At 46.5% G+C, this 12,329-nt stretch carries 11 protein-coding genes and 1 pseudogene; 10 read left to right on the forward strand and 2 right to left on the reverse strand.

What is annotated here, in order from left to right; all coding sequences use genetic code 11:
- Positions 1-2: 2 nt before the first annotated feature.
- The gene (locus MUG84_RS16965) at positions 3-383 is read right to left on the reverse strand and encodes a hypothetical protein (RefSeq protein ID WP_244726779.1); all 381 of its coding nucleotides are present in this window, start codon (positions 381-383) and stop codon (positions 3-5) included.
- Positions 384-564: 181 nt separating this feature from the next.
- Here MUG84_RS16965 and MUG84_RS16970 point away from each other — a divergent pair, with 181 nt between their 5' ends.
- Positions 565-945: a DUF423 domain-containing protein gene (locus tag MUG84_RS16970; RefSeq protein ID WP_244726781.1), complete on the forward strand. Its 381-nt coding sequence runs from the start codon at positions 565-567 to the stop codon at positions 943-945.
- 56 nt (positions 946-1,001) lie between these two features.
- Here MUG84_RS16970 and MUG84_RS16975 read toward each other — a convergent pair whose 3' ends face one another.
- Positions 1,002-1,541, reverse strand: coding sequence for a hypothetical protein (locus MUG84_RS16975; protein ID WP_244726783.1), 540 nt, complete (start codon positions 1,539-1,541; stop codon positions 1,002-1,004).
- Positions 1,542-1,754: 213 nt separating this feature from the next.
- On the opposite strand from MUG84_RS16975, the pseudogene MUG84_RS16980 reads away from it, so the two are divergent.
- From MUG84_RS16980 to MUG84_RS17025, 9 genes and pseudogenes are all read left to right on the forward strand, one after another.
- Positions 1,755-1,883 (forward strand): annotated as a pseudogene (locus tag MUG84_RS16980) (YunC family protein); the annotation flags it as partial.
- Positions 1,884-2,690: 807 nt separating this feature from the next.
- A complete protein-coding gene (locus MUG84_RS16990; protein WP_244726788.1) occupies positions 2,691-3,161 on the forward strand; it encodes a DinB family protein in 471 nt (156 codons plus the stop codon).
- A gap of 141 nt (positions 3,162-3,302) precedes the next feature.
- On the forward strand, positions 3,303-3,479 hold the full coding sequence (locus tag MUG84_RS16995; protein WP_244726790.1) for a helix-turn-helix domain-containing protein: 177 nt from the start codon (positions 3,303-3,305) through the stop codon (positions 3,477-3,479).
- A gap of 233 nt (positions 3,480-3,712) precedes the next feature.
- Complete coding sequence (locus MUG84_RS17000; RefSeq protein WP_244726792.1) at positions 3,713-4,543, forward strand: alpha/beta fold hydrolase; 831 nt, start codon at positions 3,713-3,715, stop codon at positions 4,541-4,543.
- Positions 4,544-5,626: 1,083 nt separating this feature from the next.
- Positions 5,627-6,541 carry a carbohydrate ABC transporter permease gene (locus MUG84_RS17005; protein WP_244726795.1) on the forward strand — a complete coding sequence of 305 codons (915 nt, stop codon included), beginning with the start codon at positions 5,627-5,629 and terminating at the stop codon, positions 6,539-6,541.
- 2 nt (positions 6,542-6,543) lie between these two features.
- Entirely contained in the window at positions 6,544-7,383 is an 840-nt protein-coding gene (locus tag MUG84_RS17010; RefSeq protein WP_244726797.1) for a carbohydrate ABC transporter permease, read from the forward strand.
- Between the two features lie 199 nt (positions 7,384-7,582).
- Positions 7,583-9,352 carry a sensor histidine kinase gene (locus MUG84_RS17015; RefSeq protein ID WP_244726799.1) on the forward strand — a complete coding sequence of 590 codons (1,770 nt, stop codon included), beginning with the start codon at positions 7,583-7,585 and terminating at the stop codon, positions 9,350-9,352.
- Positions 9,330-10,904 (forward strand): response regulator transcription factor, encoded by a 1,575-nt coding sequence (locus tag MUG84_RS17020; protein WP_244726802.1) that lies wholly within the window; start codon positions 9,330-9,332, stop codon positions 10,902-10,904. The genes MUG84_RS17015 and MUG84_RS17020 overlap by 23 nt, the downstream gene beginning before the upstream one ends.
- Positions 10,905-11,017: 113 nt before the next feature.
- Positions 11,018-12,319 (forward strand): ABC transporter substrate-binding protein, encoded by a 1,302-nt coding sequence (locus MUG84_RS17025; protein WP_244726805.1) that lies wholly within the window; start codon positions 11,018-11,020, stop codon positions 12,317-12,319.
- The last annotated feature ends 10 nt before the right edge of the window (positions 12,320-12,329 follow it).

Below are 12,329 nucleotides of genomic sequence, written 5' to 3' on the forward strand. Positions count from 1 at the left end.
ATTTATCCCCTTCCAGCTCTAAGCATCAGAATGACAAACATCAGACCAAAACTTAGAATAATAATCGCATTGAGAGACAGTCCGAGGATGGCGAATATTTTTATGCGGTTGCGGAGAACGGTACCGATAATTCCCAGAATAATGCCTATAATGTTGGCTGCGAACAATCCAATGAGAATGATGGTAGTGACAGTTACACCCGTCGTGGTGCTTTGAGTCCAGGTATCGTCGCCCGCCAGACCGTTAGAGAATATAGCTCCCATCGCAGCTACGCTTACGATATACGCCAGCATGGATACGAGACTGATAATGAAAGAAGCAATCCCGGGGCCGGCATGCCGTCTATAGTGAGGTAGATGATGGGGAGGCTGTTGTGATTCCATGTTTCAATTCTCTCCTTACCCAAAAAGATATGTATTGTTCTTACTCTTCCACATAATGAGATAAAAATCAAGCAGGATGGAGGGCTGCCGTAGGTCTACAGTGGAAAATAGTATACCGGTTAGGGTAATATGAAGACAGATTGTATTGAATATTTTGCCAAGTTAAAAGGAGTGGAACAACATGCAGCGCAAATTTATGTTCATTGGTGCACTCATGGCCATGCTTTCCGTGGCGATCGGCGCTTTCGGGGCCCATTTGCTTGAACCGATTGTCGGCGAAGCGTCGATGAAGGTATACGAAACAGGGGTTCAATATCATATGGTGCATGCACTCGGAATTATTTTAGTTGCGGTTGCAGCCGGATTCTGGGGAGATTCACGTAAACTGGCCTGGGCGGGCTGGCTTTTATTCTCCGGCATTATTCTGTTCTCCGGCAGCTTGTACCTGCTGACCATTACGGGAATTAAGGCTTTGGGCATTATTACCCCGTTTGGTGGCGTGGCTTTCATGGCAGGCTGGATTTGTCTAATGGCCGAAGCTGTTTCAAAAAAGAAAAAGTAGACAGCAGAAAGCCCTTGCCTTATTCGTTTTCACGGATGACAAGGGCTTTAATCGTATTAGATGACCTCGATAACCTCACTGAGCTTAAAAGAATATACCTGCTTCTCGTCAACATGATAGACGTTCAACAGCTCGTTGAATTCATCAAAATTCAATATGCGGCAAGGCATGCTGGCTGGTTGTCCATTGCGGTTGATCGTCAGTCGGGTCAGCCGGTTGTCGCGAATGCAGTCCGTAATCCATTCATGCAGCTGGGAGCTGTATTCTGTGGTGGTACTCATCTTTTTCTCAGCGGGGGAGCTGGGGCTTTTAGCGTGTTGTTCAGTCTTTGCCTTCTGTTTGGTTCGACTGTCAGTCAAAGGCATTTCCGTAGAATCACCCGACTTGTTAATCAGAGATTTCCGTTTATCTTGAAGCATGGAATCAATCAGTTTTCCAAGCTCCATTCCTGATTTGATGCGGAAATCCTCGATGTGATCGCTGTTATTTAACATTTCAAGCATAGCCTGCAGAGCAAGAGCGTTCGAGCGGCTTTTAATCAGAATATCCACATTAAACAAATATCCCGACTCTTCATAACATTGTTTGTTCTTCATATATCCCCCAGCCTATACCATATGTAAAAATTAGTATTGAACTTTTAAATAATATCATGATCGTGTAAACCTGAATAGTCCTAATGTCGTATGATTACGTAACTTTATTCCTAGATAAAAAAGTGTTTTTACCACAGATTTGCATACACACCCAGATGCCTGCAGGAATACACTTATTTTGAACACTTTATCCAAAGAGGGAGGTGTGAGCCCATGGTGACTATGGAACCCATTCCGGTCGGCGAGCAAACGCTGGTCGGAGTAGAGGTGAAGCTGCCCAAGACGACATTGCTGACGATCAGCACCTCGCGCGGCTATATTATGTGCGGGGCAACTAGCGTATGGGCAATTTCTCGTTGAACAATATATATCGTTGATACGGCATAAGCCCTTATAGGACAAGCTTTCATTAGTTTTCAAAAGAATCTGAAAGGATTTGAAATGTATCAAAAATAATCGATAAAAGACCATAGTTGTGACCAAATTTGTGACTTTTAGAATGGAGTAAGCTTGTGATTAATGCTTTCTTACGTAAGAACTACTTGACCAGAATTAGTTAGTTCTTAAGTAACAATAAATAAGAATAATGTAAACTTTTTCAGTAAAGAATAAAAAGGCATCCATTTAGGACACCCTAAGGCCTTCTATTTTGGATTGTAAGACGTTTAAGGAAGCAGGGAAGAAATACTTGTTCAAGGTTTGAAACGCAGTGCTGGGCACTAATCCACTCTTTCAAACTGCATTAAAACTGCAATATCTTCTATGTCTAATGCATCGGCTATTTTTTCTAACATCAACAAGTTAACCTCTTGCCGATCCTCATTACATAATATTCTTGCTTGTGGAACTCCTGACATCTCCTCAAGTTTTTTTGTGTAATTCCTCTGCTTTTTAAAACTTCCTTCAACTTTATTTTTATTTTAAGCAAAGAAGCTCCTCCCATCTGTTGACAAGATATGACCATAAGCGTTTGCTTATACAACTGTTAATTATTTTACGCTGTGCAGAATAAACATTTAGGGACTTTCCAAAGAAATCGCTTTAGGGTGACTTATTATTGGTTAAAACCAAAAAGGTATTTGTTCTATAACGAAGAATAATATTATCGAATGCTCCCTGGCACACGAATAATGATGAAGGAGAGATTGGATGGAAAGGTTGATCGAGGAGTACAGCCAAGACTATGCGCTGCTGCGAGAAGCCGTCGAAGGATTGTCTGAGGAAGAGCTGCGTTTCCAACCTGCACCGGACAAATGGAGCATCCATCAGATTGTGATCCATGTGACGGATGACGAAATCCTGTCGACACATCGGATGAGAAAAGTCTTGGCGGAGGAAGAACCGCTTCTGCTATCATTTGATCAAGAAGCCTGGGCGGATAACCTGGGATATGAACGGTTGGACCGCGAGCAGCATCTGCTCCTGTTCCAAATTCTTCGGGCCAGCATGCTGCCGCTTCTGGAAAATCTGACTCCCGAGCAGCTTGAGCGGGTCGGGAAATATCCCGATGGAGTGCGGTACACGTTCAAAGAGCTGCTGGAATTTCGCGTCCAGCATGTCCGTGACCACCTCGCCCAGATCGAGCGGGTAAGGCAGGCATATCGGGAGGATAGGGTATAACACTATATGCTAGTTGTGATTAAACTCCCTCGAAATGATTCAGTTTCCTCACTCAGACTCATGTGAAAGTTTTCAGGTTGCCCTCTTTTTTCTTAATGGAAAATTGATTTGCTTGGAACTTTACGAGTGGTGAAGAAATGGATGAGTGAAATTGGATATTTCCGAAAAGAAAATAATCTAGACCAATCTCAGTTTGCACAAAGTATAGGAATTTCTCAAGGGAAACTAAGTGAAATTGAAATGGGAAATAGTAATCCTTCAGCGGATGGTTATTCAGAATGGATATATTGCAACAGCAGTAATGGAAATTTCCTATAGAGTAACAAATCTGTTCTTTCATCGATGTACCTTTTTAAAGCTGCCACAATTAATTGCTTAGCGCATGTTGTCTATTGTGCTGTTTTGGGTTTTAAATTTCAAAGAAATAAATCAATCCCCAAAAGTATCCAACCGTTTGCACGTCAGTAGCGGACATTAATATGGAGCTATCAGAATATTAAGGTCAAGAAATTAATAAAGAAGCTACTATTGCGAGCCGAGGAGTGATGGTAATGCCACAGATCGAGCTTTCTGCAGGCGTCATCGAATATACGGATACCGGTGGCGAAGGACCTGTTGTAGTCCTTATGGGAGGTCTGGTGATCGGCCCTTCATTATGGCGTGAGGTCGTTGCCGACTTGCGCAAGGACTTTCGATGCATCGTTCCTACTTTGCCTATGGGCGCACACAAGATACCTATGCGGTGCGATTTTGCGCTGTCTCCTCACTCCGTAGCTATGCTCGTGGGGGAATTTTTGGAGCGGATGAATCTAGAAGGCATCACGCTTGTTGAGAATGACACTGGGCGAGCTCAAACTCTGGCTTCCGAACAGCCCGACAGGATCGGGCGACTCGTCATCACGTCCTGCGAAGCGTTTGACAATTATCCTCCCGGTCTCCCGGGCCGATCAGTGGCGCTCTTCGCGAAAATACCAGGTGGGCTAGCAATGCTCGCTCTGCAGATGCGACTGCGTTTTATACGTCGTCTTCCACTTGCGTTCGGATGGATGGCTAAACGGCCGATCCCCGATAAGGTGATGGACGAATGGCTGCAGCCGTTGATTTCGAATCCGGCTATCCGGAAAGACTTAGAAAGGTACTTGAAGGCGGCCAATCGGAATGAAATGGTTCATGCTGCGGAAAGATTGCGGTCTTTCAATCGTCCCTCACTGGTTATCTGGGCAGCCGAGGACCGGGTCATGTCTAAGGAACACGGGCGCCGCCTGGCCGAGCTTCTCCCGAGAGGAAGATATATGGAAATCCCAGATAGTTATACCCTAATCCCCGAGGATCAGCCTCGATTGCTAGTTTCGGCGATTCGCAGGTTCATATTTGAGTCGTAACAAATAGCTCGGCTCTCTCGCCGAATCTTTCTCTAAGGCAGCCGGTGGCTGCCTTTTCTGCACTATACCAGCTAATAGCGTGTCAAGATTACCAGTAAAGTGAATCTAAATCATGTGTTATAGTTTAAATAAGCATGCCAAATAACCCCTACGGTTTCTAAGAAAAGCTATATTAGTTTGCAAGTCTTATTTTGCTAGACGAGCTTTACTAACATACCAGGTTAAGTTTCCTAGTGAGGTTGAATTTTATGTAAGTCCGGTAACAGACAAGACTGGTACCACGAGAGATAACTGGTATTTGGATGAGCAAAAAATAAATTATGTAATGAATGAACTGACGAAGGTAGGACAATATTTTAAACACCATATTCCAAATTGGGTAAACAGAAAATAATAAGAGGAAGTAGTTCAGGAAGGCACCAACATCTTATAACAAAGTATCTACGCTGCGGGGACAAGCCCCTTGGTCTGCCGAGGGTTTTCATGGAGGCGGATTCAGCAGCCAACCCTGCACTGCCTAACCGCGTCGCGGCCGGGACATTCGTCCCTTAAGGCAGTGAGGATTCGTAGATACAATAACGTTATCCGAAATAACCGGTCACGCCCCATAAGTCACTAATTATAATGAAAACTTGTTAAGGTGAGATCGTAATAAAAACCAACCCCCTTAATATATAACTCAGACCCTCAGCCCGTTGCTGAGGGTCTCTTTTTGTTATTGAACTACCGGGCAGAAATAAAAATAAGTAACAGAAACAGGTAGTTGGCAGGAGTGGGGGAACTTGGCAGCGAACAGGGTAACGAATGTGAGAGTGGCGCATCTTCATCCGGATCAATTCGAACGGTACGAACAGCTTCACCGCGATATTACGCTTTGGTCGTTGATAAACAGTTGGTAGAAGAGTGTACCGTCTAACAGGCGAGTGCTTATCGAAAATATGGCAGGTTGCGACCGAGGTTCATCGTTGATCGTTGATTAAAATCGGTAAATAGTGAAAGAGATTGTACACGTCTCCCCTTTTTCATCCGATCTTCAGCCTCTATACTCAGCATTAGTGAAATTTAGATGCGGAGGTGGGCCACATGAATGCCGGAAATAAACTCTTTTACTGGAAAAGATGGAGTACGTCCATCGCCGGATACCTGTTCATCTCACCATGGCTGCTCGGATTTTTCCTTCTGACAGCCTGGCCGATGATTCAGTCCTTTTATTATTCGTTCACCGATTACGTGCTGCTAGATTCACCTCGTTGGCTTGGTTTCGGAAACTATACGAAAATGTTCACGGACGATCCGAAGTTTATCGGATCATTGAAAGTAACGCTGCTATTCGTTTCTTTTTCCGTTCCACTCAAACTGGCGTTCGCTCTATTGGTTGCGATGCTGTTGAACCGAAACTTGAAAGGGATGTCCGTTTACCGAACGATTATTTATTTTCCCTCATTGATCGGTGCAAGCGTTGCTGTATCCATTCTGTGGAGCAACATATTCGGGATGGATGGCTTGCTGAATCAATTGCTCGGATTTTTGTCCATCGAAGGGAAGAGCTGGATCGGCAATCCGGATACCGCGCTTGGAACGCTCGTATTGTTGGTCGTCTGGCAATTCGGATCTTCTATGGTTATATTTCTCGCGGGACTCAAGCAAATTCCTGTCGAGCTCTATGAAGCGGCATCAATGGACGGGGCAAGAGCGATCAGCCGGTTTTTCCGAATAACGCTGCCGATGTTGTCTCCGGTTATTTTGTTCAATCTTGTGTTGCAAACGATAGGATCGTTCCAGATGTTTACACAGGCGTATATCGTGACAAAAGGCGGACCAATCGATTCGACGTATATGTTCGCGCTGTATTTGTACGAGAAAGCGTTCGCCCGTCTGGAGATGGGGTATGCTTCGGCGATGGCTTGGGTGTTCTTGCTCCTGATGGGAGCCGTAACGGCGCTCGTATTCGCCTCATCAGAAAGATGGGTGTTTTATGAATCGGAAGGGGGGAAATAGTGATGGTTTCTTTTAAATCTCTTCGGTATCATTTGATCCTGATCGCCTTCAGCTTTGTGATGATCTACCCCGTGATCTGGTGGCTGGCCGCTGTGTTCAAGCCTGATGCCGAAATGGCGTCCGCCAACTTGCTTCCGAAACATCCGACATTTAATAATTTTACACAAGGATGGAATGCGCTCTCAGGATATTCGTTTACCCACTTCTATCTGAATACGTTTGGACTGATCGCAGGCGTCTTGTTTACGACGATTGTTTCAAACAGTCTGGTCGCGTTCGGTTTTGCCAGGATCAGCTTCCCATTGCGGAACTTCTGGTTTGCGATCGTATTGATTACGCTGATGCTTCCGACCCAGGTTACACTGGTGCCGCAGTATGTGATGTTTAATCATTTCGGCTGGGTAGATACCTATTTGCCTTTCATCGTCCCGCATGCACTGGCAGGTGGCGTTGGCGGCACCTTCTTCATTTTTTTGCTCGTACAGTTCATTCGAGGACTTCCGCGGGAATTGGATGAAGCCGCGAAAGTAGACGGTTGCAGCTTGTTTGGCATCTATTGGCGTATCGTGCTGCCGCTATTGAAGCCGGCACTGGCGACTGTGGCGATATTTTGCTTCTTATGGAATTGGGACGATTTCTTTGGACATTTAATCTACTTGAATTCCGTCGAGAAATATACAGTTGGTCTAGCGTTGAAGATGTTTATTGATTCCCAGTCCTCTACACCCTGGGGACAGTTGTTTGCGATGGCTCTTGTATCCGTGATGCCGGCAACGGTTCTGTTCTTCTTCGCACAGCGCCAATTGGTGGAGGGCATTGCAACGACGGGTTTAAAGGGCTAGTCTAACGGACCGATCCAAATAGAGCTGCGATGCGATGCATCCTGCTCTATTTTTTAACGAATGAGAGTTTGGGTTCGATGAAGCGTTAAAGCAAAAGAGAACTTTCTATACCTAGAATAAACTTCAGCTATAACGCGGTCGCTTATCCTCGAACGCTTTCGATAGAAGTTTTTCTTATAGTAGGGGAGAAATGAAAGATATGGGCATATTTAAGCGATACCGTATCGGGCATTTATTTTTCGGCTGCTTCGCAGGAGGAATCGCGGTCATTTTTTTGATCGTGATCGGGGTCAGTTACCAATTGTCCGCTAATGCCATTGTGTCGAATACTACGGGCTATCAGCAGAAAATTTTGGATGGGCTGAACAAACGGCTTATATCGCAATTCGGGGCGATCAATGAGATGTCGCTGGCCATCTCCAGAGAAAATCAACTGCAGGAATTCCTCAGAGGTGAGGGTGATGCCTATACAAGGTTTCGGAAATCGGATGACATGAGAATCTGGCTGTCCAACATTTCCTTCAGCATGCCGATTGTGAACTCCATCTTTCTTTATATGGATAGTCCGCCTGCAAGCAATTTTCAAGAGCCCGCACAGTTTTTCTCTTTGGACGAGGCGGATGAAAGCGAATGGTACAAATCAGGGCTGAACTCCGATTTTTTCTGGATCGGGCAGCACGCCGTCATGAAGGGTACGCAAGAAGTTCAAGTGATCAGCTTTGCCCGAAAGGTGATCGACATAACGGGTCGGTACAGAGCGCTCCTCGTTTTGAACGTCAAAGCAGAGGACATTCAATCGATCATCAGGGAGAACGGCGAATACAACAGGCTGTTGTTCGATACCGGTGGCAGGCTGATCACTTCCGTAGGCGACCCCGGGATTTTGATGAAAGCCGAGGATTATGTGCGGGTCACGCAAGGCAATAGCGGGATCAAAGGCAGTCAAGTCAGCAAAGGGGAATTTGGCAACCGATCTTCACTACTCGTATGGTCCCAGTTATTCGGTTCCGACTGGCTGTTGATCGAAGTTACGCCATGGAAACAATTGACGACCGGAAGTCTGCATATTGCCCGTGTTTTAATGATCATCGGCATCATCTCGATCATCCTCGTCATTTTCTTGACGTACTTTCTGACCTCGCAGTTCACTCAGCCGATTTATAAGTTGATTAGAGGGATGAGTGCCTTTCCTTCCAGTTCCAAGAAGCCTCATTTGCCTGAAGGATACAGAAACGAGTTCGGCCTGCTGTTCAACGGCTACAAAAAGCTGACTAAAAGAATCGAGGAGTTATACCGCTCGCTCGCGGAGCAGTCGCGCAGGCAGAAGGAGGTGGAAATGCAGGCGCTTCAGGCGATGATTAATCCGCATTTTTTATACAACACGCTGGATCAGGTCAATTGGTTGGCAATTGAAGCGGGACAGGAGCAAATTAGCAGAATCCTGGAGTTAATAGGCAAAATGTTCAGGATCGGTCTTTCCAATGGGGAAGGTTTTATCCCGATCCGTGATGAAATGATGCATTTGGCATGCTATGTGGAAATTCAGAATATCCGCATGGGAGAAAGGATCAAGATCACAATGGACATTGAGGATGGGCTGGACGAATTATACACGCCGAAGCTTACGCTGCAACCGTTTGTGGAAAATTCGATTATGCACGGCTTTCACGGGAAAACCGACTGTCTGCTCGAAATCTGCGCCCGACGGAAAGATGGTCAGCTTGTTTTTACGATAGCCGACAACGGAGTAGGCATCCGTCCGGATTGGGAGTCGATGAAGCCGCGGAAGACGGGAGGATATGGTATCCGCAACGTCATCGAACGGCTGGAGACGTACTTTGGTAAGCCGTACGGTGTCACGATCGAGGGACTTACGACAGGTGGGACAACCGTAACGATTCGGATTCCCGCACTTGCGAATAAACCAGTTCAAGGAGGGACGTTTAGTGTTCAAAATCGCAATTATTGATGACGACCCACAGGTGCTGCATGGCTTGAAACGCGTTATACCATGGGATGATCTGGAGGCGGAATGGATTGGCGATGCGAACGACGGCAAGCTCGGTCTGAAGCTGGTCCGCATTGCCCACCCCGACATCGTCATCACGGATATTTATATGCCGGAGATGAGTGGGCTCGAGATGGTCGAACAGCTTCGTACGGAAGGGTACGAGGGAAAAATCATTATTCTAAGCGGATATTCCGATTTCGAATACGCCAGAAAGGCGCTTCGGCTGCATGTGAACGACTACTTGTCGAAGCCGGTGACCGTGCAGACGATCAAGGAAGTGCTGCAAGGCGTCATTGCCCAATTGGAGGAAGAACAAACGGAATGGATCAAGTCCGTCGTGACGGGAACGTGGAGCTCGCTACCAGCCGGCTTCAGGCAAAGAACGCCCGTCAGGAAAACGTGGGATCGTCTGCACCATCTGGCGATTGGCATCGAAATGCATCGTACTGCTGGTTTTGCGGCGTATACAAACTCGGAATGGCATTTGATGAGGTTTGCCGTCGGCAACGTAATCAGGGAAGTCGTCGATGGCGAATGGCCGAAATCAGAATATATCGAGCTGCACAGCAATCACTCGGTCATTCTGCTGCATAGCGCTCCTGAGCTGCCTGACGAAATGGTGCACGAACAAGCGCTCCGGCTGGGAGAACGGCTCATCGCATGCGTCCGTACCCATTTGAAGCTGCAAATCTATGTTGGACTAGGGGCGTTAAAACGCGATTGGCGCGATATTTCCGTTTCGACGGAAGAAGCTTTTCTAGCGATTTCATTCAAGGATACGACCGTTTTTCTAGATAGGTTCTTGTACGATTACAACGCGATCCGCCATTCGGAGAACGGCGCACGGCTTCGTTCGTCGCGCCGCTTAATCCGTCCGGTCCAATTCTATCATCAATTTGCGGACTATATCCGCAATTCTCTGGAGAAAGAGGCGTGTGGACTCGTACGTGGTTACTTGTCGAATCCGGATCATGCGGCCTATGTCACCGCTTCCGAGCTGGTCTTGACGGGAACGGAATTGTGGGTGATTCTCTCTTACACCCTATACGATTTCGGCGTCCACCTCGAGCAGTTATTTCCGGAAGTCGAAGTCCGCGAACAGCTGAACGCCATTACCGTCCCCGATCAATTGGCCGAATGGCTGACGGATAAGATCAGCGCGATATTCGCAAGCCGTTCGGGAAACGAGAACGTCAGGCATAAGCGGGTTGTCGAATATATGATCGATTACATCCACCAGCACTATTCCGAGAATGTTACAGTGAGCGACCTGGCAAATCAAGTGTATATTTCTCGCAACTATTTGAGTCAAATTTTCAAGAACGCGACCGGCGAAACGTTCAACAGTTATGTCACGCGCGTGAGAATGGAGAATGCGAAGAGCTTGATCCTGGAAGGGAAATATTTGATATATGAAATCGCTGATAAAGTTGGATACAAGAACATTCCCTATTTCAGCACCCTGTTCAAGAAATATACGGGCTTAAATCCCAGTGAATTGGCGAAGTAGAAAGATCGTTAATTTTTAGAAGATTTTGTGCATCGATCTCCTACCTTCGCAGTTGAAAGCGTTTTAAAGTAAACATGTCATCAAATTAATTTTAAGAAAATGAGGGGAACGAGATGAAGAAAGCAATAAGCTGGATATCGCTGTTGATCGTGCTGTCAATTGTTTTGGCTATCACCGCGTGCGGTTCGGGCAAACCGAAAAATGCAGCAAGCACTGAAGAGTCCTCCAGAAAAGCGCAAGGGGGAGAAGCGATCAAGCTGCGCATTGCATGGGCCGGTTCGCAAGCACGTCACGACGCGACATTAAAAGCACTTGACCTGTACACCAAGAAAAACCCGAACGTATCATTCGAACCGGAGTTTTCGGGATTCGATGGTTACTACGAGAAGTTGACTACCCAGTCTGCGGCCAAGAACGCTCCCGATATTATGCAGATTGACACTTATAACATCGTTCAATATGCATCTCGCGGCCAGCTTGCGGATTTGAGCAGTGTCAATGTGGCAGATGTGGATCCGAATCTCGTTTCGGCAGGCAAGTACAAAGAACAACAAGTCGGTATTCCGCTCGGTAAGAATGCTACAGGGTTTATTTACAATAAAGCCGTATTGGATAAGCTGGGCGTGAAGCTATCGGAGAACATGACCTGGGACGACCTGTTCAAGCTGGCCCGCGACATTCAACCGAAGCTAGAAAAAGGGAAATATTCGCTCGCCGATCTTTCCATGGATCCGGATGCTTATGAAATGTTTCAGCTTAGCAAGGGCAAAGGGTTTGCGCACACTGCGGACGGGAAATTCAACATTGATCATGAGACGTGGACAGAATTCAACGCTATTCTTGATCAGTTGAGAAAAGAAGGGGTTGTTCCTCCGGCCGACATAACAGTTACTTACAAGCAGTTTGATCCGAAGCAGGACCTGCTGTTGAACGGGACAGTTTTGTTCCTAAGCACGTATGCTGCTGGTTTTGGTGGTTTCGACAATGTTTCGCCGAATACATTCGCGCTCACGCCCGCTCCGTCGGGCGAGAAATCGGGCGGCTGGCTCGTTCCTTCGCAGTTCTTCACCGTAAGCTCCAATTCTAAACATGCGGAAGAAGCGAAGAAGTTTCTGGAATGGTTTATTAACGATACGGAAGCCGCCGATGCGCTCATGTTGTCGCGGGGAGTCCCTGTTTCGGCCAAAGTGCTGGAATATGTGTCTCCGAAATTGTCCGGTTCGGATAAGGCACAAATCGAGCTGCTTGACAAGACGGCTGCTAATGCCAACAAGTTCTCATCACGGCCGAATGGATATTGGAACTTCCGGATGGATTTCATAAAAATCATGCAGGAAGTCGCTTTTGGCAAAACGAATCCAGACCTGGGATTTGAAGCTGCACAGAAAAAATATGCGGAATTGATCAAGGAATAGGAGGCTGCTG

The sequence above is a fragment of the Paenibacillus mangrovi genome (genome assembly GCF_022898935.1).
Lineage (GTDB): Bacteria > Bacillota > Bacilli > Paenibacillales > Paenibacillaceae > Paenibacillus_AQ > Paenibacillus_AQ mangrovi.

Coding starts and splice junctions, on each gene's coding strand:
- MUG84_RS16965 (WP_244726779.1), bottom strand. CDS start 383: ATGGAATCACAACAGCCTCCCCATCATCTACCTCACTATAGACGGCAT.
- MUG84_RS16970 (WP_244726781.1), top strand. CDS start 565: ATGCAGCGCAAATTTATGTTCATTGGTGCACTCATGGCCATGCTTTCC.
- MUG84_RS16975 (WP_244726783.1), bottom strand. CDS start 1,541: ATGAAGAACAAACAATGTTATGAAGAGTCGGGATATTTGTTTAATGTG.
- MUG84_RS16990 (WP_244726788.1), top strand. CDS start 2,691: ATGGAAAGGTTGATCGAGGAGTACAGCCAAGACTATGCGCTGCTGCGA.
- MUG84_RS16995 (WP_244726790.1), top strand. CDS start 3,303: ATGAGTGAAATTGGATATTTCCGAAAAGAAAATAATCTAGACCAATCT.
- MUG84_RS17000 (WP_244726792.1), top strand. CDS start 3,713: ATGCCACAGATCGAGCTTTCTGCAGGCGTCATCGAATATACGGATACC.
- MUG84_RS17005 (WP_244726795.1), top strand. CDS start 5,627: ATGAATGCCGGAAATAAACTCTTTTACTGGAAAAGATGGAGTACGTCC.
- MUG84_RS17010 (WP_244726797.1), top strand. CDS start 6,544: ATGGTTTCTTTTAAATCTCTTCGGTATCATTTGATCCTGATCGCCTTC.
- MUG84_RS17015 (WP_244726799.1), top strand. CDS start 7,583: ATGGGCATATTTAAGCGATACCGTATCGGGCATTTATTTTTCGGCTGC.
- MUG84_RS17025 (WP_244726805.1), top strand. CDS start 11,018: ATGAAGAAAGCAATAAGCTGGATATCGCTGTTGATCGTGCTGTCAATT.